Origin of the sequence: Streptomyces sp. A012304 (assembly GCF_026008495.1) — a bacterium.
Lineage (GTDB): Bacteria > Actinomycetota > Actinomycetes > Streptomycetales > Streptomycetaceae > Streptomyces.
This window is the reverse complement of record NZ_BQUN01000021.1, coordinates 1-21,235: the sequence shown is the minus strand read 5'-3', so window position 1 is coordinate 21,235 and position 21,235 is coordinate 1. Positions and strand designations below refer to the sequence as shown.

The window sequence follows — 21,235 nt, the reverse complement described above, 5'->3', positions numbered from 1 at the left end:
CTGGCCGAGGGTGGTGGTGAGGGTGAGGTAACCGGTGCGTGCCGTCGGGGCGGGCTGGTCCGGGTGGGCCGCGGTGTCGGCCGGGGTGATGGGGTACGAGTCCCAGTCCCCCGGTCCCTGCGGCGTTCCGCTCTCCAGGCCGGGCCGCGGCTCGGACCAGCCCCACACTCCGGTCCAGGCCGACGGGGAGGGCATGACCACGGTGGTGGCGGGGCCGGCGTCCGGTGCGCGATCCGACGGCGGTCCGGTGTCCGGTGCCTGTCCGGTGTCCGGTGCCGGACGGGTGCCGGCGAGGAGCGGGCCCGCCCGGAAGGCGATCCGCAGGTTGGTGAGCGGTCCGCGCAGGGACTCGTCGGGCAGTCGGAGGGCGGCCGCCGGGAGGATGTCACTGACGGCGTGAACGGCCTGCCAGGGGTCGGCCAGCAGCGTCACGTGGGCCGTGACGGGGGTCCACGGCCGACCGGGCTCGGGGGCCTCGTTGACCGGCAGCATGAGCCCTCCGGGGCGGGCGGACCTGGCGTAGCCGTCCGGCCGGCCCGGTGCGACGGTGTGCAGGACCGTGTAGTCGGTGGCGAGGCCGGTGTCGACGGGCCGGCCGGGGTGGGTGTAGTACCCGATGAGCCCGTCGCCGAGCATCGGGTGGTCGCCCAGGCGGATGTCCCACCGCCACCGCTGTTCGAGGAAGTCCGGTGCGGGGAAGGTCTCGGCCCCCTGCCAGCTCGGGTCGGTGAAGGGCAGGGTGTCGATGTCCAGGAGCAGGCGGGCGCGCAGGAGGGCGACGGGCCGGCCGATCAGCGGCGCGAGGGCCGCGCCGTCGGTCCCGGGGCTCGACGTCGCCCAGGACGCGTCGTCGATGCACTGGCTCAGCGCCGCCAGGGCCTCGGCGCCGCCCTGGCGCAGCCCGCTGAGGAACCCGAACAGTTCGGGGCACGCTCGGGCGAGGTCCCCGTCGCCGGCGACCGGCTCGGAGTAGGGGCAGCCCGGCAGGACGGCCCAGTCCACCGCCGGGCCGTCCGGGGACAGGCCGATCCGGCCCTCCACGACGCCGTGGCCGGCCGGGTCGTGGACGAGCAGGGTGCCGGTGAGGTGGTTCACCAGGAGCCAGCCGGCCACGGGCCCGGGCGCGGGCTTGCCGGCCGTGCCGACGACGGGCGGGTCCCCGACGACCGTCGTGCCGTCGGTGGCCGAGACGAAGTCGAACCGCAGCCGGGCCGGCTGGACGAGGCGCGGCGTCAGTTGCACGAACAGGTTGTCCGCCCGGCTGGTGGCGGCGGTGACGGCGCCCTGGGCGTCGGTGTCCGGGGTGACGGCGGCGGAACGGTGGGGCGGGTTCCAGGACAGTTCGTCGCCGCCGAGGAGGAGTGGGAGGTGGCGCCCGGAGGAGTCGACGACGACCAGCCTGGTGAAGACGGCCTGCCCGGCCCGGACGGGATCGAAGAGGACGGGGGCGTGCTCCCCGAGCCCCAGGGCGGGATCCGGCAGCGGGAACCCGTCGTCGGGGTGGTCTTCGAGGACGTCGGCCAGCGGGTCGTCGGCGTCGGGCACCACGCCGTATCCGTCGACGCGCTGGAGCAGGCTGCGGTTGAAGCCCTCCAGCTTCTGGGAGATCTCCCCGAACACGTCCGCCCGGTCGGCCAGTTCCTCCAGCGCCTGGCGCGGGGCGCCGGGGTGGGTCCTGGCGTGCTGTTCGGCCCGGGCCCGGACGAGGAACTGGGGCAGCGCGGTGAGCGAGCATCGTCCGTTGAGCTTCCTCGGCTCGATGTCCGCGGGTCGGCCCTCGCGGGTGAGCCGGTAGCGGCCGACCGACTCGTCGAACGTCCACGCGTAGCCGTTGCCGGGGTCGTCGGGGGTGAGCGGCACGGGGTACCAGTCCATGCTCCACAGCAGGTAGACCGGTGTCCACGGCTGGCGCCAGCAGCCGGTGAACGGCGCCAGGCGGCCGGTGAAACCCGAATCCGGGTGCTCCAGGTCCTCGGCGAGGTCGCTCTCCTCGGCTGTGCTGCCGGTGGCCGCGGCGCGGGCGAGCAGGGAGAACTCGGTGACGAGGCCGGCGAAGGCGCCCCGCAGCGGCTCGGGCAGGCCCGCCACCCATGAGGTCTTCCCGGGGTCGAGGAACGGCCCCTGCGTCCTCCCGCCGATGAGAACCGCGCTGATCAGCTGGGAGGGTGTGCGGCAGAGCAATTCCTGAGCCGGGTTCGGTTTGCCCGCTCCGACGTTCCCCAGCAGCAGCACCGGGTCGTTCGGGACGTGGAAGGGGGGTGACGGGATGCGCTTGAGCTCACGGCCGGGGGGCAGCCCGTAGTGGTCCGCGTACGCGGCGACGGCCTGTGCGAGCGCCTCCTCGGTCGCCCCGGTGGGCAGGGCGGGAACGCCGGCCAGCGACTCCGCCGCCTCGGTCAGCGCGGCCCGCAGCTCGGTGGTCAGTGCGTCGAGGACGGGGCCGGTCCGGTCGGTGAAGCCGTCGGGCCGCCCGTCGTCCGGGTCGTCCGCGGAGCGCATCCGCCACAGGTCGTACATGCGGCGCCGCAGGCCGGCCGCGTGCCGGGCGGCGATGTCGTGGCGGCGCTGCCTGTCGTTGAGATCGGCGAGCCAGTCGCGTTCCTTCTCCAGCTCCTGCGTGTCGGGCGGCGGGGCGGTGCCGGGCCGGTCCGCGATCTCCCACACGTAGCCGGACGCCCGCGGCTCGAACCAGCTCTTGTGGAGGGCGTGGTCCAGGCTCTCGGCGTCCTCGTCGAGCCGGGAGAGGTGGCCGGCGAGGAACGCCTGGAACAGCCGTCCCACCGCCATGTCCTGCTGCGGGCCGTGCAGCCCGGGGGCGCTCTGCGCGTCGGCGGTGCTGTTCCCGACGGACAGCCACACGTCGGTGGTGTCGGGCATGTCCGAGTCCGGCGGCTCCCCGTCGACGTCCCACCGCATGCGCAGGGAGGTGCCCGCGTACATCGACACCCGGTCGGGGGCGGGTCCGTCGTCCTCCCAGGTCCAGCCGAGGGAGGTCAGCAGTTCCCCGAGGTGCCGCCCGTCCCCCGTGAGCACGTCCGCGCTCCGCTGCGCGTACCAGCCGACGACGAGGTAGTCCAGGATGCCCTGGGAGACGGCGTCGGCGGGGGTTGTGCCGGCGGTGTCCCAGCCGAGCGGGTCGTGGAAGGAGAAGACGTTGTCGTTGTAGGGGCGGTAGCCGCAGAACGCCGGGATGCCCGGTCCGACCGCCGTCAGGAACGGGGCGTTCCCGGGTTCCTCGGCGCCGACGGCGACGGCACGGCCGATGCCCGTTCCCGTCCACGAGCCGGTGTCGATGTAGTTGGACGTCCCCTCGTCGGGATCGAGGTAGTCGCTCTGGACGACCCAGGTGGCGAGGTCCGGCTCCGCCTCGGCCGTCGTCCGCAGGGAGCGCACCACCAGCCAGCGGTTCGGCACCAGCGGGAACTCCCCGTCCCGGGGAGCACGCAGGGCGTCCGGCAGCAGCCAGTGCAGGTACACCCCCAGGCCGACGGGTCCGCCGGTCCTCTTGAACGGGTACTCCTGCGGGGGGTGCGCGAGGCTGGTCGGGTCGCTCACGTCCAGCGACCAGATGCCAAGACCGATGTCCGGCTGCTCTCTCCTGTTGACCAGATAGGCGTTGACCTGCACGGGAACGATGAGCGGGTTGGTCACGGGCTCTCCAGGGGCGGGGCCCTACGCCGGGGGCGGGGGCTGGATGAAGGACTGCCGGGTGGGGGAGACCACGAGCTGGAGCGCGAGTGCGGCCGGGGTGACCTCCGGGGTGCCCAGGGCGGCCGCGAGCGGCCCGGCCAGGCGGGCGATGTCCAAAACCTCACCGGGCTGCCGTCGGAGGTAGGCGTCGAGTCCCTGCCCGTACTCCGGGTCGCCTTCCGCGGGGAACGTTCCCCCGGTCTCCTCGCCGGTCACGTGCCCGTGGCGGTCGTCCAGCGCACGCAACTCCACGAGGTAGCGGCCCTGCGTGTGGGACACGCCGACGTAGAGGTCCTGGTGGGGCTCGCTGATGGTCACCGTCTCCGGGACCTCGTCGAACAGGCACAGCAGCACGTCCGGCGCCAGGCGGTCGCGGCGCACGAGGGCCACCGGGGCGCCGTCCCGCGCGGCTTCGACGATGAGGCCGGGCCAGTCCCGCGCCAGCCGGGAACGCATCAGCACACCCGCGCGTGGCGGCCGGTCGGCGCCCGGCCGGGAGCCGAGCCGTGCTGCCACCGCCTCCCTGACGATCCCGCTCAGGGCGTGGTCCGCCGATGTGCTCATCCCGGCGCTCAGCACGCCATCGGTCAGCGCGGCCACCCAGGCGGCGTCGACGTGGAAGAAGCGCAGGCTTTCGGCAGGCAGCATCCGCGCGTCCGGGACCATGTGGTCGAACGGCACCGTCTCCAGCGTCCGCAGGGAGTCGATGAGCTCGGCGACGGGGTCGGTGTGCTCCGCCAGCGCCTGGGCGAGCCCATCGCGGACCTCTGCCCGCCGCAGCAGGGACCGCAGCCGTTCCTTCCGCGCCGCGGCACTCCGCGCCGAGGAGTCCGCATGACGGGCCGCGACACTCCCGGTGGACCGCGCCAGGGGGTCCGCATGCCGGGCCGCGACACTCCCGGTGGACCGCGCCGGGGGATCCGCGTGCCGGGCCGCGGCGGTCCCGGCGGATTGCGCCGGGGCGCGGCCCAGCCGTCCCGGCAGGCCCTCGGCGAGGAGCCGGTGGAAGTGGTCAACCGCCGGGTTCCGGGTGGGCAGCGCGTCCGTCGCCGTCAGCTCCCGGGCGTCGAAGCCGCTCACGTCCGCCGGGGCGTCGAGCCGGGACAGGGCCGGGAGCGCGGTCAGCCGTACCTGCTGCCACAAGCGTGACACCGCGGTGCGCGCCGGTGCGTGGGCCAGCGCGAGCAGCCGGCCCATCGTCCACGCCGCGGCGTACGAAACGTCGAACACGCCCCAGTCGGGTGCGTAGACCAGGAGACCGTCGGGTGAGTCGCCGCGGTAGGCGCCGGAGCCGCCGCCCGGGCCGTCCGCGCTGTGCGCGATGTGCGTCCCGGCTGCCCCGTCCGCCCTGTCCCCGGTGTCCGCGTCGGTGGCGGGCGGAGGCTCGGAGCCGTCCGCGCCACGGGCGGCCGCCGGCTCGGAGCCCTCCGTGTCCAGTCCGGGAACGGCGGGCTGGGGTACCGGCGAGAGCGGCCCCCGGTACCAGCCGAAGGACCGTTCGCCGGTGGCCTGCACATGCGCCAGCGGAGCGTAGCCCCAGGCGAGGCGGTCGTTGATCTCACCGGCCTCGGGCGACCCGTCGTCCTGCGCCAGCGGTGGGAGGCGCAGCGCCAGGTGCCGTCCCCTGGGCTCCTTCAGCCCGTCGGCCGCCAGCGCGGCGACGATGTCGGAGAAGTGACCCCGCGCGTCCGGGTGCGAGGTGAACGACCACGAGGCCAGGGCCGCCAGCCGCACGAGTCCTCGCTGCGGCCGGGCCGCGCCGGGCTTCAGATACGGGGCGAACCCCTCAAGGGAGACCAGGTGGGCGGCGTAATACCCCGGGGTGCGGGGGAAGCGGTTGCCCAGGATCACGCCGTAGAGACCGGGCGGGTCCTGCGCGGTGGCGTCCTGCTGGGCGCGGCTCGAGGGGGCCGCCTGCGAGACCTTCCGCACATGGGCGAGACTCGTCAGCTCGTCCTCGTGCGGCACCACGGCGAGGAACACGTCCGTGGGCACGTCGATGGTGCGGCAGGGGCCACGCAGCACCTGCTCGCTCACGTTGCCGATGCGGGGGCCCAGCACATCGCCCTGCCCGGGGTCGATCAGTTCCCGGACCGTTCTCGTCTCCGCCTTGGCCTGGGCATGCGGGTCGCCGGGCAGCTCGCCCTCGGCGAACAGCAGCAGCGCCAGCCAGGGCACGCGGCTGCCGTTCTCCCGCTCCGGGTCGAGTTCCTGCTCCCACGGCATCGTCGCCCGGGTCAGGCTGATGTGCGCCAGGCGGGTGTCGTAGTTCCCGGCCGATCCCGGCGGCGGGTGCATCGCGTGCACATGCCCGGGGTCCAGCGTGAACCGGGGCGCCTGGACCTCGAACCGCCGGGTGACGGCCGGGAAGTCGGTCTCCGGGGTGCCCAGCGGGCCCTGGGAGTCCTCCACCCGGTGCTCGACGGTGACGGTGTACGGGCCCCCGGTGAGATGGGGAGCGTAGGAGTCGTAGAACGTGATCAGACGCTCCGCGTCCTTCGGCGTCATCGTGGGCTCCCTGCTTCCTGGGCCGGCCGGCGGTTGTCACGAGGGAGGAGGAGGGGCTGGGCGTCGTGGAGTCCCCGGCCGGCGCGGCGGGCGTACCGGACGAGCGGATCGCAGGCCAAGGGTGACGGGCAGTAGTCCGTGAGCAGCCTCGCCAGGCCGTTGCGCCTGGCGGCGACCGCGTCGTCCGCGATCCCGTCGGCGATGACGGCGACCGCGGTGGGGTCCGCCTCGGGCGCGGGCTGGTCACCGGGCGGGAGATCATCGGGGCCGAGTGGCAGGAAGCTGTCCGGCTCGGGTGTCTCGACGTCCAGGACGGAGCCGCTGACCGCGAGCGGGGCGGCGGCGGGTGAGAGGGCGGCGGGCGGCACGGTGACGCGGACGCCGGTGTACCGGTCCGGGACCAGGCCCGCGTCCGTGGGCGGCGGCGCGCCGTCGGGCAGGGGCGGGCCCCAGAGCGCGGCGGGTGCGCCGCCGGTGAGGAGCTCGACGATCCAGCCGTCCCGCCGCCAGTCGACGCGCTCGTCGCCTTCGTCGCCGTGGTGGATGATCGTCACCGTGTGGAACGAGCGCAGACCCGTGCCGTGGTCGGCGCCCATGGGGCGGACGTCCAGGCGGCGGTCGCCGTCCATGCCGTCCGGCGCGTTGCCGTTGACCTCGATCGCGGTGGACGGCACGGCGCAGTCGGTGGTGAACGAGAAGCCGTGCGGTGCGACGATCCACGACGCGTCGGCGTCGGCTGTGGTGTCGGCTTCGGGGCCGCGCCCGGGTTCGTCCGCGGCCGGGCCGCCGAGCGGCTGCATGCCGCCGCTCGGTGTGGCGCGCAGCCGGGTCTCCGCCCGGGCGGGGAGCTGTTGGTCGATGAACTGCCGCCAGGTCAGTGGGGATGGCCGGTCGCTCTTCGGCGCGCCGAAGCCGAGGGACACGTCGATGCCGAACGGGAGGTGGGCGGTCGCCTCCCCGCCGAAGGGCGGGAGCCACACGTTCAGTGACAGCGACAGTTCCAGCTTGGGGTGGAAGCACAGGAACTTGACCTCCGCTCCGACCGAGAGGCCGACGCCGGCCACGAGATGGAACGGATGCCAGTCGATCATGGCGTCGAACGACGCGTCGCCCCACACTCGCGCGAAGCCACCCGGGAACGTCTTCTTCGCCGAGATCTCCAGTGCCCCGCCCACCATGCACCAGCCCGGGGACAGCGCCAGGTACGCGGTCGCCCTGATGGTGAGCAGGTCGGAGGGCGAGAAATCCAGCGCCAGCGGGCCGGACGGCTTCGGGTAGTGGTCCGGGACCTGGAATCCGGGGTGGTAGCCGCCCATCGTGAAGACGAACTCGCCGCTGTGCCCGCCGCCCAGCCAGACATACAGGCACAGGTTGCCGGTGACGCGGGCCTTCTGGTTCATCACGACCGTCTGGGCGGCGACCGACGCGCCGATCGCGAGCAGCCCGGTGGCGGAGGCGTACTCCGCGATCACGTCGGCCCGGACGTCGATGTAGGCCTCGTCCCCCAACGGGTCCTGTTTCTGGGGGAAGCGGCCGCCGAGGAGCCCTATGACCGCGGCGGACACCCCGTCACGGCCGAACGTCACCGGCACGACCGCCCAGATGTCGAGCTTTTCGAAGACCGTCGCCTCGGCTCCGAGGACCCCCCAGTACGCGCCGTCCTCGGGGGTCGTCCAGTCGGCGAGGTCCTCAAGAGCGTCGAGCGGACCGACCGGAGCCCCCGACTCCGCGGCGAGGACCATCTCTTTCCGGGTGGCGGCTTCGGCAGCGCCGTTTCCCGCCATTCCTTTCAGCAGCGGGAAGGAGAGCACCTCTTCCGGTGTGGGCAGCCGCAATTGGTAGTTGTAGCCGAATCCGATGCAGAAACCCGTGACGAGCACCGGCGGTACGCCGATCCCTACCGGGGCCTCGCTGCCTTCCCGACTGCTGCTCCCCGCCCGTACGAAGGCGAACATGGATGTGAATTCGGGATCCTTGCTGCGGACGTACGCGGCCAGGGCCTCCAGATCCAGTTCCGGAACGGAGACAATGACGCCCCCTTCCAGGAGCATGTCGTACTTCTCCGGCTCGGAGGAGTTCCAGATGAGCCCGCCGGAAAGGGCGAACGGTTCCTTCTTGAAGCCGACGCCCAGTCCGTCCAGGCGAAAGGCGGGAGGTGATCCGGAGCGTAGCCCGATTCCCAGGCCGACGGCCTCGAAATCCAGGGGGCCGAGCCCCAGGGACCCGTCGACCAGCAGCCAGAGGGTGGGGTCCTCGTAGGAAATTCCGATGCGGCGGACGTAGAGCTTTCCGAGCCGTTTGGAGACGTCTTTCCACACCGGCCGCGTGGCGCCGTCCGGCGACTGCGGGGTCCCGAGCGATTCCGCGGGTGACGTGTCGCCGGAGGAGGTCCAGCCCGCCGTCCTGGACCATGGTCCGCCGCTGCGGAGATCCCGTGGGAACGCCATCGGCCGGAAGCCGAGTCGCTGCGCCAGGGCCGCGGTCCTCTGGTTGATCCCGTCCATCTGGCCCGCGTCCATGGGAGCCGTCAGGGTGCCCGAGCCGTGGTAGCCGACCGTGATGTCCGACTCCTCGGGCACCCCGCCGCCGACCAGCGGGAGACGCGACAACCTCACGTCCGTCTCCTGGGCGCACATCACGGCGCAGGCCCGTGCCTCCTGCCCGCCGCCCGGGGGCCGCACGGATCCCAGGAGCAGGGTCCCCGGCCCGTTGTCCTCCTTGCCGTGGACGATCAGCCGCCGGTCGGCGGACTGCGGGTCCCAGTCGGCCCACAGGCCCGTCAGCGTCGTCCGCAGCGCGTCGGGGGGTGCCTCGTCCAGGGGCACGCCGAACCCGCGAAGGAGGTCTTCGACGGTGGCCCCCGGGTCCCCGTCCCCGTCCGTCCCGGAGGGCAGGGTCAGGACGTCGAGGCGCACGGGACCTTCCCGCCCGCCGTCGTGGGAGTCCGAGGAGACCAGGCGGAGCGCTGCGGCCGCGGGAAGCCGCAGGTCGGCCGCTATGCCGGCGAAGGGAGACGTGTCCCGCCCGTGCTGCCGGGTCTCCAGCCGCAGCACGAGAACGCTGGCACCCAGGCGGGGAAGGAAGGACGTGTCCACGTGGACGGGGCAGCCGCCGTCGGCGCCCGAATCCACGAGGCCGATGTCGAGAGGCAGCGATATGCCGGCCCATACGCCGGTCACGAGGCCGCCGGAGACCGGGAATCGGACCTCGACCTCACGCCCGTTCCACCGGGCACCGGCCAGCGCGAGATTCCCGCGCAGCGACATCACGGTTTCCGAATCCACGGTGAAAGCGGCGCCTGTCGCGACGAGAGTTCCCCGTAGATGACTGTTGAACAATTGCTCGCCGGCGGTAATTCCCAATAGCGCCCCGGCGAGAGTGAACGTGCCGTCGTGCAGGCAGTCCCTGAGTTCCTCACGGGAAAGACGGGTCATCCGCGCCCCCTCCGTCCTGTTCCTGCGAAACCAGCGTCCATTTGGTGCCAGAAGTGCGAGGGCGGAGCTGTGCGCGGAACCCGGAATACCGGAAGACAGGCCGGCGGAACCGCGCTGTACGGGCACGTGACCGACCGAACGGACATGACGGGTCAGACCTGCCGCTCACCCCACGAAAGCACGGGCCCATGCCCGGCTACAACGGAAAGGAGACGTTCCGCCCGGTGGCCGGCCGTCATTGGCCAATTCCCGTACGTTTTTCCGTGGTGACCGCAAAGGGTCGCCGTGTGGTGGGGAACGGACGTGCGACGGCGGCGTACGTGCCCGGGGCCGCGCCGCGCAGGGGCCCGGCCCCGGGCAGGGCGCGCCGGCCACGTCTGACAGGCAGGGCAGCCGATCGGCGGGCAGCGGCCTGCCCGAATCGGGGCCGGGCGGTGGGGCGTCCGCCGACGCGTCCCAAGGCGCGAGGGTGGGACATTCACGCCCTTGGCCCGGAGGGCAGCGCCTGGGCGGTGCGGCGCCCCGCCGCCCCGGACCTCACGCCGTCCCGTCAGTCGCCCCCACCGCCACCGCCTCCACCGTCACCTCCGCTGTCGCCGCCTCCACCGCCGCTTCCGCCGTCCCCGCCGTCCCCGCCGTCCGCGCCCCAGCCGTCGCTGCCGCCGGGTTCGTTGTCGTCGCGTCCCTGCCCCAGGTTGCTGAACCAGTGACGGTCCCAGGCATGGTCGGAGGCGATCGGCTCGTCCTGGTGCGCCGGGCGCCGCTCCGACCGGAACCGCGCCAGGCCCGTCGTGTCCCCGATCCCGAAGGCGACGGCGAAAGCATGCGCCATGACGGCGTCCAGCGGGTCCGGACTCTCGTACCGCACGGGGGACAGCGGCAGCAGTATCGAGCCCGGCTCGGGCACCGGGCGGCGCGGGGGACGCGTCAACAGGGCGACACGGTGTTCGCCGCGCAGCAGCCACGAACTCACCGCGTTCTCCCGCCGCAGCACCCAGTGCTGACCGGAGAGTCGGACCTCCACAGAACTCTTGGACTTGCGCAGCCTCTTCACGAGAGCGAGCTCCGCCGTGTCGGCACCGACCGTCAGACGCAAGCCCTGGGAGGGTTCGGGAGCGTCGCGGTGGAAGCCGTACGGGGCTCGGATCCTGACGACGGGGGCCTGGGGTCCCCAGACGTCCACCCGCACCAGACGCCGGTCCACGGCGACGGTGATCGGTCCGGCGGGCCCCGGTGCGTACCGCCGCGCGATCCACAGCGGTACGCCCTCGGCGCGGGCCCGGTCCGCCATGGCGGTCACGTGGTCTGGCCCACCGCACCGCCGCACCGCCAACTCCCCCATCCTGCGGGCGAACTCGGCGGCCTGTCGCACTTTCAGCGGTGTGGTGCTGCCGGTGACCCGGGTCACCGGCACCACGCCGGTGCCCTCCGCCAGCCGCTCCAGCGGACGCTCGGCGCCGCCGGCCCCGAGCCAGCGCCCACGCTGGAACGCATCGGCCATGGCCGCGAGGTTCAGCTCGCTCAACGGCGTGGTCCTGCCGCCGTTCCGCAGCCGGTCCTCGGTCAACTCCACTGTCCGGGCCAGCGGATTCCACGACTGCTCGCCATAGAGCACTTGGCTCACGACACCCCCATACAGAACCTGACGGCCACACAAAAGCCGTATGTCACACCCCGGCCCCCGGCCCGGGGCTGAGGAACGTACAACGAAAGTGCAGAGTGGGTCTGACACTCCCGTGGTTCCACATGACAGTCGGTCCGTGGGCATTCATGAAGGAGAGCTCATGATCGCCCCGCGGATACAGGGGTGCCTCTCGGCAACCCCCGCGCCGCCCGACGCGGGGGTGACAGGGTCGCTTACGCCTCTCCCGGCCGCGGTGCGCAGTGCTTCTCCAGTTCCGCCGCCGCCCACCGGATCGACGGCAGCGGATCGTCATGCAGATGGCGCAGGGCGGGCAGCACCGCCCGCACCGCGGCCCGGTTCTCCGCGCTTTCGCAGTCGGCGATGTCCGCGATGAGCAGCAGCAGGGTGGGGCGAGCCTGGTTGTCGGGGTCGGTCATCAGCTCCGCCAGGAACGGCACCGCGGGTGCCGCCGCGGTCAGCCCCGAGCTCTTGGAGACCAACAGCCGATAGAGGTCGTGGACCGCGTCCATGGCGGTCTTCTTGTGGTCCGATGCCACCTTGCCGATCAGGTCGGGCACGGCGTGCGCGGGACCTCGTGCGGACCAGTACGAACCCCAGTCGACGTCCTTCAGACGCAGTTCGAGTTCACGGTGCGGCCAGAGCCGTTCCGTGTCGAGGCGCAGCGTGACCGGGCCGGACGGTCCAGTGACGCACAGCGTGCCGTCGCTCTGCAGGGCCAGGTCCGTGATGCCGGTGCCGAGCCGCAGCCGGGCCACCGAGCCGGAGGCCAGGTCCCAGACGCGGACCAGCCCGTCCGCCCAGGCGCAGGCCAGCGCGGGGCCGGTGGCCAGGACGGCGGCCGTGAGCGCGGTGACCGCGGTGCGCCGTCGGTCGAACGGGAGGGGCCGCGGGTCGCGGTCCGTCCGCCAGTAGCGCACCACACCATGGGCGTCGCCGCTGACCACGGCCCGGTGGGCGTCGTCGGGCCGGACGCAGGCGAGGGCGGTCACCGGCGCACGGTGCAGCTGCCTGCTGACGGCCGCGGAGGGCTCGTCGGCGGCCGCCTCGACGGTGCACTCCCACACATGGACGCGGCCTTCGGCGTCGCCGGCGGCGGCCAGGGTGGCGTCCTCGTCGAGGGCGGTGGCGGTGCGGTCCGGCAGGGCGCGGAGCGCGGCGGGAACGGTGACGGCGGCGGGGGCGCTGCCGGTGGAGTCCACCCGCCAGCGCCCGCGGTCGTCGGTGTCGCCGTCGGTGAGCGCGAGCGGGCCGAGTTCCTCCAGCGGTTCGGGGACCTCGCTCGGCGGCTTGATGTCCTTGTCGGCGCAGTCGATCCCCAGCGTCTCGACGACCTTGAGCAGGGCCTCGCGGGTCCGGCCGTGGATGACGAGGGGGAAGTCGGCGCCCGGTCCGCGACCGTGGGAGATGAGCGCGTCCGGCCCGCCGTACATCAGCGCGTCGCAGCCCAGCTCCTGCCACGGCAGCAGTCCCAGCTCGCGGTAGGAGGCGGTCAGCCGCTCCAGCACCGCCGGGGAGCCCGCGACGTCCGGTCGGCGCACCTTGAGAGTCCATCCGTAGGTGCCGGGCAGTCGTTCCAGGGCCAGTTGGAGGAAGAACTCCGACAGCGACCGGCTCTGCAGCTGCCAGCCGCTGCCGGTGCTGACCAGCACACGGGGGTCGGGGTGGGAGGCTTCAGCGGCGAGGTAGCCCCACTGGTTGCAGTACTGGTATTCGGACATGAATATGCAGATCCGCCGGTCGGGGGCGTCCGGAGGCAGGAACGGGTTGTCCTTGGGCAGTCCGTCGGCCCGGGACGGGTCCAGGCGCGCCTCGTCCTCGGCGTCCTCGTCGCGGGAGTCGTCGTAGTCGTCCTCGTCGACGTCGCGCTCACCGTACTCGTCGACCCAGATGCTCGGCGGCCACTGGGTGTGCGTCCAGTACAGCCGTGGCCGGAACGAGAAGGAGTTGGCCGGGGAGTCCCACCATTCGGCGAGCGCCGCCGGGACGGGCAGGCTCTCGTCGATGCCGTAGGCGGAGTTCTCTCCTCCCCACCGGGAGGCGACCGGCTCGCCTCCCGGATCCTCGTACCCCCACTCGCGCTGTACCGCGTCGAGCAACTCCCAGCGTGAACGGCCCTGTTGGCGCCGGAGCCGCTCCGCGAACCGTCCGTAGTCGATCATCTCTGCCACGCGGGCATCGTACGGGTGTGCCGACCTGGCCCGGGTCGGCCGGATATCGATACTGGGCTGCGGACGCGGCGCGGGGCGGATCTTTGCGGGCCGTCCGGAGGGGCGGACGCGGCGCGGGGCGGGTCGCCCGTCAGAACGGCGGGATGTCGAAGATCGTCACACCGGCACCGTGCGTTGCCCCGTCGACCGGTGACGGCGACGGAAGCCGGGCCGTTCCGTACCCTGACGGCATGCGCATGCGCCCCACCCTGAGCTGGACCCCCGGCGAGGACCAGCCGCCGGGCACCACCGATCCGGCACCGGTCGTCGATGCGCTGGGCAGCGGTGGTGTGCTGGTGCTCAGCGGAGCGGGCATCTCCACGGAGTCGGGCATCCCCGACTACCGGGGTGAGGGCGGGAGCCTCAGCCGGCACACCCCGATGACCTACCAGGACTTCACGGCCAGCGCCCGGGCCCGGCGCCGGTACTGGGCACGCAGCCACCTCGGCTGGCGCACCTTCGGCCGCGCCCTGCCCAACGCCGGACACCGGGCCGTGGCCGCGTTCGGGCAGCACGGTCTGCTCTCGGGTGTGATCACCCAGAACGTCGACGGCCTGCATCAGGCCGCAGGCAGCGAAGACGTCGTCGAACTCCACGGAAGCCTGGCCCGCGTCGTCTGTCTCTCCTGCGGTGCCTACAGCCCACGCCGTGAGCTCGCCCGCCGGCTGGAAGAGGCCAACGCGGGCTTCGAACCGGTCGCCGCCACCGTCAACCCCGACGGCGACGCCGACCTCACCGACGAGCAAGCCCGGGACTTCCATGTGCTGCCCTGCGGCAGCTGCGGCGGCATCCTCAAACCCGACGTCGTCTTCTTCGGTGAGAACGTCCCGCCCCGGCGGGTCGAGCACTGCCGCGACCTGGTCCGCGAGGCGACCTCGGTGCTCGTACTGGGCTCCTCCCTCACGGTGATGTCCGGGCTCCGGTTCGTCCGCCAGGCGGCCGACGCGGGAAAGCCGGTACTCATCGTCAACCGGGACCCCACCCGGGGCGACCGGTACGCCCGCACCCGGGTCGCGCTCCCCCTCGGAACCGCCCTCACCACCATCGCCCGCCGGCTCGGCGTCCCCGTCGAGAGCCACACGCCACCCCCGACGAGGTAAGAAAGCGGGCGGCCGGGAGGGAGGGCCGTCGTAGCTTCCACGCCACCGGACCCGACCGGTCCGGTCGCGTCGAGGCGCTCCGGTGCCGCGGCGCTCCCCTGCCGCAGCGGACGAAATCCGGTTGGCCTGCCGCCGTCGTCTTGCGACGATGCTGATCCGGTCGGCGGCGGAGGCCCCACACCAATGATCACCGGAGTTCAGGGGGAGCCCGCAGCATGACCGGCACGACGGAGGCCCTTGGCGGGTCGGCCGCAGTCGACGATGCGGCACGAAGTGTCACGCGCCCGTTCTACGTGTACGCCGTGCTCGCCAACTCGCTGTTCCAGCGTGGCGTATTCGTTCTCTTTCTTCAGCAGCGAGGCTTCTCAGCCGGGCAAGTGGCCCTCCTTCAGACACTGCTCTACCTGGTCAGCGGACTCGCGGAGTTGCCGACGGGAGTCATCGCCGACCGAATCGGCAGGCGTGCCGGCATCGTGATCGGCCAGGTGCTGACAGCTGGATGCTTACTCGGTCAGGCCGCGTTCTCCGACTACTGGGTGTTCCTGGCGTTGTTCATCGGGCAGGGCGTGGGCATGGCATGTGTGTCCGGTTCGGACACCGCCCTGCTGTACGACCTGCTCGTGCGTCGTGGCGCTACGGCCGGCTACGTCAAGATCAAGTCTCGGTTCACCATGCTCGGGACGGTCACCTCGGGAGTCGCCATCGTTTCCGGCGGCCAACTGCAGCGGTTTTCCTGGGGAGTCGTCTACGTCGGTTCGGCGGCTTGCCTCGTCCTGGCCGTGGTGGTGCTGATGTCACGGGTGCCCGAGATCCGCGGCGCGGACGCGGTGGACGAGCCGGACGGAGCCGAGGAGAAGCAGGGCGACGCCACAGCATGGCGGGCGATGCTTCGGGTCGCCACGCCGGCGCTCGTGACGCTTGTCGTGGTGTCCGGGTTGATGCATGCGACGTTGACGCCGTACATCATTTTCACGCAGAAGACCCTCTCCGATCAGGGAGCTGGCACTGCATTGGTCGGCGTGGTCATATCGGCGGGATTCTTCGCCGGCGGACTCACTCCCTTGCTGTCGGACCGCGCGGACCGGCGCATCGGGTATCGGGTCATCGTCCCGGTGTCTCTCCTGACGCTCGCCGTGGCGCTCGGCCTGAGCGGCCTCGGCCTTGCCTGGGTCACCATCGCCGCGTTCCTGGTGCTGGTCGGAATTCCCGAGATCACCGCCGTGATCGTGGACAACGTGTTCAACGAGGCCGTGCCGTCGCGCCACCGGGCGAGCCTGCTGTCGATGATCGCATTCGTGGAGTCGGCGCTCATCGGCATCGGCTATCTCGTCCTCGGCGCGCTCATGGACGGGTTGGGCTCCAGTGTGGGCATGGCCACCTACGCCGCGGTCCCCCTGCTGGCATGTCTCCTGTGGCTCCCGGTGCTCTTCCGAGGGGCACGGGTGACCACCGAGACCGAGAAGCCCGCCGACCAAAAAGCATCCTGAAACAGACCATCTCGAGCAACGAAAAAAATCTCGGACGGCGATGTCGAGAACCCGTGCCTGGCTCCGTCCCAGCAGTGAACGCGACCACAATGGGTCGCACCAGTACCGAGGAGATGCACGATGGCCAAGTACTTGCTGCTCAAGCACTACCGTGGCGCTCCGGCCCCGGTCAACGACGTGCCCATGGAGCAGTGGACGCCGGAGGAGATCTCGGCGCACATGCGGTACATGAACGACTTCGCGGCGCGGCTGGAGAAGACCGGCGAGTTCGTCGACGGGCAGGCGCTCGCCCCCGAGGGGGCGTGGGTCCGGTACGACGGTGAGGGACGGCCGCCGGTCACCGACGGACCGTTCGCCGAGACCAAGGACCTCATCGCCGGCTGGATGATCATCGACGTCGACAGTTACGAGCGCGCCGTCGAGCTGGCCGGGGAGTTGTCGGCCGCTCCCGGGGCGGGCGGGCGGCCGATCCACGAGTGGCTCGAGGTGCGCCCGTTCCTGACCGCGCCGCCCACCATCACGGAGTGACCTCATCGATGGACGAGGCCCTGCTGAGGAGCCTGACGCCGAGCGTGCTGGGGATCCTCGGCCGCCGCGGAGCCGACTTCGCGGCGGCCGAGGACGCCGTGCAGGAGGCGCTGGTCGAGGCGCTCCGCGTCTGGCCCGCCGACCCGCCTCGGGATGCCAAGGGCTGGCTGGTCACCGTGGCGTGGCGCAAGTTCCTCGACGCCGGCCGGGCGGACGCCGCCCGGCGCCGGCGCGAGGACCTCGTCGACGAGGAACCTGCGCCCGGGCCCACGCCCGCGGTGGACGACACGCTGCAGCTGTACTTCCTGTGCGCCCACCCGTCGCTGACGCCGTCGTCCGCGGTCGCGCTCACCCTGCGCGCCGTCGGCGGGCTCACCACCCGCCAGATCGCCCGGGCCTACCTGGTGCCCGAGGCGACCATGGCGCAACGCATCAGCAGGGCCAAGCGCACCGTGGCCGGCATACGGTTCGACAGGCCCGGCGACGTCGCCACCGTGCTGCGCGTGCTCTACCTCATCTTCAACGAGGGCTACTCCGGCGACGTCGACCTCGCCACCGAGGCCATCCGGCTCACCCGGCAGCTCGCCGCCGTGATCGACCACCCCGAGGTGGCCGGGCTGCTCGCCCTCATGCTGCTCCACCACGCCCGGCGCGCCGCCCGGACCGCGCCCGACGGCAGCCTGGTCCCGCTCGCCGAACAGGACCGCGGCCGGTGGGACACCGAGTCGATCGCCGAGGGGGTCGAGGTCCTCCAGGCGGCCCTCGCCCGCGACCGGCTGGGCGAGTTCCAGGCCCAGGCCGCCATCGCGGCCCTCCACGCCGACGCGCCCACCGCCGAGGAGACCGACTGGGTGCAGATCGTCGAGTGGTACGACGAGCTCGCGCGCCTGACCGACAGCCCGGTCGTCCGGCTCAACCGCGCGGTGGCCGTCGGTGAGGCCGACGGACCGCGCGCAGGCCTCGCGGCGCTCGCGGAGCTGGACGCCTCACTGCCCCGCCACGCCGCGGTGGCGGCATACCTCCACGAGCGTGACGGCGACCTGGCGACGGCGGCCCGGCTGTACGCCGAGGCGGCCCAAAAGGCACCCCATCTCGCCGAACGCGACCACCTGACGCGCCAGGCCGCCCGGCTCAACGCCCTCCGAGGCCGCTGACAGGCCGCGGGATTCTCCGCGGCACTGGGCGTGGCCCGGAGGCCAGGGCGGTCGTCCGACCAAGTGGATGGTGGCGGCGACCAGGAGCATGAAGCGACCACGTCACCGGATATCGGCTCGCAGCCGACGGGCCCGTGCCGGGTCGGCAGGACCGTGACGGTCACGGTGCCGCCGTCGGGCCGCTGGAGCTCGCGCGTGTCAGGCGGTGAAGCCGCCGTCGACGTGGATCGCGGCTCCGGTGATGTACCTGCCGTCCGCACTCGCCAGGTGGGCGACGGTGGCCGCGATCTCGGCCGCTTCCGCATAGCGGCCCACCGCGGTGAAGCCGGCGATCATCTCGGCGTTCGGCCCGTCGGCGGGATTGGCGTCCGTGTCGGTGGGGCCGGGGTGGACCAGATTGACGGTGACTCCCCGCGGGCCGAGTTCCCGGGCCAGGCCCTTGGTCATCCCGATGAGAGCCGTCTTGCTCATCGAGTACAGCGCCAGTCCCGGGAAGACCGCACGTTCGGCGACATTGCTGCCGATGCTGATGATGCGGCCGCCCCGGCCCATATGACGCGCGGCCGCCTGGGACGCGACGAACGGTGCCCGGACGTTCACCGCCAGGGTGCGCTCGATCTCTCCCGGTCCCAGGTCGTCAAGTGCGCCGACGAGGAAGACTCCGGCGTTGTTGACCAGGATGTCGAGTCTGCCGAACATCGAGGCGGCCTCGTCCACCGCGGCGGTGAGTGCCTCCGGGACCGCGCTGTCGGCCTGGACGGCCAGTGCCCGACGCCCCAAGGCCGTGATCTGCTCCACCACTTCGCCGGCGCGCTCCGCGCTCTTCTCATAGGTCAGGACCACATCGGCGCCTTCTTCGGCCAGTCGCAACGACACTGCGGCACCGATGCCCCGGCTACCGCCCGTGATCAAGGCCACGTTTCCCTCAAGTCGGTTCATGGCCTCAAGCATCGTGGGCCACCCCCTCGGACGCTGGCGGGAAACCGACCTGGCGTTCGACCTGGGGAAGGGCAACACCGTCCCTCAAGGGAGGGCCCACGGCAACCGGCAACCGCCCCGGCTGCCGGCAGGCCGTCATGTGAGGCAAGTACGCCTTGACAATTCCATATTGTCAAGGCGTACTTGCCTCATGGCTCTTCCAGACCTGGACGATCTCATCGCGGAAGTCGACCGCAGATGCGACACCGCACACCGACCCGGCGGCCAGGAACAGCCGGACTGGCTCGCCCTCCTCACCGTCGCCGCCCAACTCGCCGGACAGCTGCAGGCGCTGGCAGACGACCTGGTCGAGGACTACGTCGAGCACTGCCGGATGCACGGCGCTTCATGGACCGACATCGGTGCCGCCCTGGGCGTGACCCGGCAGGCTGTCCAGCAGCGTTTCCACGCACCGCACAAGCGCTACAGCCCCGACACCATGACCGACGACCTCCGCCAAGCGATGGTCCACGTCAAGCAGGCGGCGGTGCAGCACCGCAACAACTACATCGGCACCGAGCACCTGCTCTGGGGGCTGACCGCACAGGGCAACAGTGCAACCCAGCTCCTCCAGGCCGCCGGCGTCCCGCCGGAGACGGTCCACCGGTCCGTCGCGACCCGGCTGAGCATGGGTGCCTCCCAAGCAGCCGAGCGCATCGCATGGACGCCCTACTCCCGCAAGGCCATCGCCCTCGCGGAGGCACGGTCGGAGCGGAACGGCTCCGCGCGCATCGACTGCGACGACCTGCTGATCGGCCTTGCCCAGGTCGGCCGCGGAGTGGCCGCCGACGTCCTGACCGAGGCCGGCTTCGACCCAGCCGCCGTTGAAGCCACGATGTGAAGTCCAGCCGCGGGGCTCTTCTGGCCGGCGCGCAGCCACCCTGGCGTCAGCACCCACGGGTGCTCGTCATACCGAGACGTCTCCCATCCGGCGGCGAAGCGTGCGTGTGCGATGAGTCCTGCGCCGTCCGGCGGTCGTACTGTCGAACCCCACACGGAGGAGGACTTCGGATGCGCAGCGTGACCTATTCGATGGGCGTCTCACTGGACGGGTACATCGTCGGGCCGGACGGCAGCTTCGACTGGACGGCGCCCGACGAGGAGGTCTTTCGCTTCTGGATCGACGAGATCCAACAGGTCGGCGTCCACCTGCTGGGACGACGGCTGTACGAGACGATGCTGTACTGGGAGACCGCCGACCAGGATCCATCGCTCGACGACGCGGAGCTCGAGTGGGCCGCGCTGTGGAAGCCGCTCCCCAAGGTGGTGTTCTCCACCACGCTGTCGGCCGTGCAGGGCAATGCCCGCCTGGCCTCCGGCGGCCTGGCGGAGGAGATCGAGCGGTTGAAGGCCGAGCCGGGGGAAGGGGAGATCGCGATCGGCGGCGCGACTCTAGCCGCCGAGGCGGCCGCGTCGGGTCTGATCGACGAGTACCGTGCCATGGTCTATCCGGTGCTGGTGGGCGGTGGCATTCCGTTCTTTCCCCGGCACGAGCGCCGGGTGGATCTCGAGCTCGTCGAGACCCGCACCTTCAGCTCCGGAGTCGTCCACCTCCACCACCGTGTGGCGCGTTAGGGACTGTTCCGCCTGGTGCTGTGACCGCATAGGTTCACCGCCAGGAGGGGCAGAAGCTGCAGCAGATCGTGCGCCGGGGCAGCACCAACTCGGTGCGTTACCGGCGCGCGATGATGCTGCTGGCCTCGGCCGGCGGGAACCGGGTGCCGGTGATCGCTCAGTTGGTTCAGGCTGACGAGGACACTGTCCGGGATGTGATCCATCGCTTCAACGAGATCGGCCTGGCCTGCCTCGACCCTCGGTGGAAAGTGCATGGCCGGATGATCCTTATCGGCCGTGAGGCGTTACGTGGCCTGCTCGCCCGCCGCGATGTCACCTTTCAGCGGACCAAGACGTGGAAGGAGTCCCCGGACCCTACCGCGAGGCAGAACTGGCCCGGATCGAGGAGGTTCTTGACGGCTTCCCGAAACGGTGTTCGCCTTCGATGAGTTCGGCCCGCTCGGAATCCGGCCCACCGCAGGCTCGTGCTGCGCGGGACGGAAACGTCCCGACCGGGTGCCGGCCACCTACCACCGCACCCATGGGGTGCGCTACTTCCATGGCTGCTACTCGGTCGGCGACGACCGCCTGTGGGGTGTCAACCGCCGCAAGAAAGGTGACGCGCACCGATCTACGTGATCTTGGACAACCTCTCCGCCCACAAGGTCGAGTTGTGCTTCACCCCCACCTACGCCTCGTGGGCGAACCCGATCGAGGCGCACTTCGGACCGCCGAGGCAGTTCACCATCGCAAATTCCAACCACCCCAACCACACCGTGCAGACCCGGCACCTGCACGCCTACCTGCACTGGCGCAACGCAGAGCGGTCGAGGCCGGGGCCTGATCACCGGACCTTTCCCGTTCACGGCACCAGGTCGCCCGGCAAATTGATCGTCTTGTACTCCAGGAACGAGCTGAGGCCCTCGGGCCCGAACTCGCGGCCGATTCCG

The 21,235-nt window shown here is 71.9% G+C and carries 12 protein-coding genes and 1 pseudogene; 7 read left to right on the top strand and 6 right to left on the bottom strand.

The features are described 5' to 3' along the window. The 5 genes from ALMP_RS05875 to ALMP_RS05855 form a co-directional block, all read right to left on the bottom strand. A partial coding sequence (locus tag ALMP_RS05875; RefSeq protein ID WP_264925140.1) for a hypothetical protein occupies window positions 1-3,651 on the bottom strand: 3,651 nt, incomplete at its 3' end. 21 nt (window positions 3,652-3,672) lie between these two features. Then, entirely contained in the window at window positions 3,673-6,198 is a 2,526-nt protein-coding gene (locus ALMP_RS05870) for a hypothetical protein (protein ID WP_264925139.1), read from the bottom strand. Beyond that, window positions 6,195-9,482: a DUF6603 domain-containing protein gene (locus ALMP_RS05865; protein ID WP_264925138.1), complete on the bottom strand. Its 3,288-nt coding sequence runs from the start codon at window positions 9,480-9,482 to the stop codon at window positions 6,195-6,197. Before ALMP_RS05865 ends, ALMP_RS05870 begins: the two co-directional genes overlap by 4 nt. Window positions 9,483-10,182: 700 nt before the next feature. After that, a complete protein-coding gene (locus ALMP_RS05860) occupies window positions 10,183-11,256 on the bottom strand; it encodes a hypothetical protein (protein WP_264925137.1) in 1,074 nt (357 codons plus the stop codon). A gap of 233 nt (window positions 11,257-11,489) precedes the next feature. Continuing rightward, window positions 11,490-13,445 carry a WD40 repeat domain-containing protein gene (locus ALMP_RS05855; RefSeq protein ID WP_264925136.1) on the bottom strand — a complete coding sequence of 652 codons (1,956 nt, stop codon included), beginning with the start codon at window positions 13,443-13,445 and terminating at the stop codon, window positions 11,490-11,492. 230 nt (window positions 13,446-13,675) lie between these two features. Here ALMP_RS05855 and ALMP_RS05850 point away from each other — a divergent pair, with 230 nt between their 5' ends. The 4 genes from ALMP_RS05850 (at window position 13,676) to ALMP_RS05835 (ending at window position 17,753) form a co-directional block, all read left to right on the top strand. Then, window positions 13,676-14,584, top strand: a complete 909-nt coding sequence (locus ALMP_RS05850; RefSeq protein WP_264925135.1) for an NAD-dependent protein deacetylase — start codon at window positions 13,676-13,678, stop codon at window positions 14,582-14,584. Between the two features lie 215 nt (window positions 14,585-14,799). Continuing rightward, window positions 14,800-16,071, top strand: a complete 1,272-nt coding sequence (locus ALMP_RS05845; protein WP_264925134.1) for an MFS transporter — start codon at window positions 14,800-14,802, stop codon at window positions 16,069-16,071. 120 nt (window positions 16,072-16,191) lie between these two features. Beyond that, window positions 16,192-16,599 carry a YciI family protein gene (locus tag ALMP_RS05840; RefSeq protein ID WP_264925133.1) on the top strand — a complete coding sequence of 136 codons (408 nt, stop codon included), beginning with the start codon at window positions 16,192-16,194 and terminating at the stop codon, window positions 16,597-16,599. A gap of 8 nt (window positions 16,600-16,607) precedes the next feature. Further along, window positions 16,608-17,753 carry an RNA polymerase sigma factor gene (locus ALMP_RS05835; protein WP_264925141.1) on the top strand — a complete coding sequence of 382 codons (1,146 nt, stop codon included), beginning with the start codon at window positions 16,608-16,610 and terminating at the stop codon, window positions 17,751-17,753. Between the two features lie 198 nt (window positions 17,754-17,951). Here the strand turns inward: ALMP_RS05835 and ALMP_RS05830 are convergent, their stop codons facing one another. Continuing rightward, window positions 17,952-18,692, bottom strand: a complete 741-nt coding sequence (locus ALMP_RS05830) for an SDR family NAD(P)-dependent oxidoreductase (protein ID WP_264925132.1) — start codon at window positions 18,690-18,692, stop codon at window positions 17,952-17,954. 190 nt (window positions 18,693-18,882) lie between these two features. Here ALMP_RS05830 and ALMP_RS05825 point away from each other — a divergent pair, with 190 nt between their 5' ends. From ALMP_RS05825 to ALMP_RS05815, 3 genes and pseudogenes are all read left to right on the top strand, one after another. Then, window positions 18,883-19,572, top strand: coding sequence for a Clp protease N-terminal domain-containing protein (locus ALMP_RS05825; RefSeq protein WP_264925131.1), 690 nt, complete (start codon window positions 18,883-18,885; stop codon window positions 19,570-19,572). 170 nt (window positions 19,573-19,742) lie between these two features. Then, complete coding sequence (locus ALMP_RS05820) at window positions 19,743-20,306, top strand: dihydrofolate reductase family protein (protein WP_264925130.1); 564 nt, start codon at window positions 19,743-19,745, stop codon at window positions 20,304-20,306. 56 nt (window positions 20,307-20,362) lie between these two features. Beyond that, a pseudogene (locus ALMP_RS05815) lies at window positions 20,363-21,106 on the top strand (helix-turn-helix domain-containing protein); the annotation flags it as partial. Window positions 21,107-21,235 lie beyond the last annotated feature (129 nt).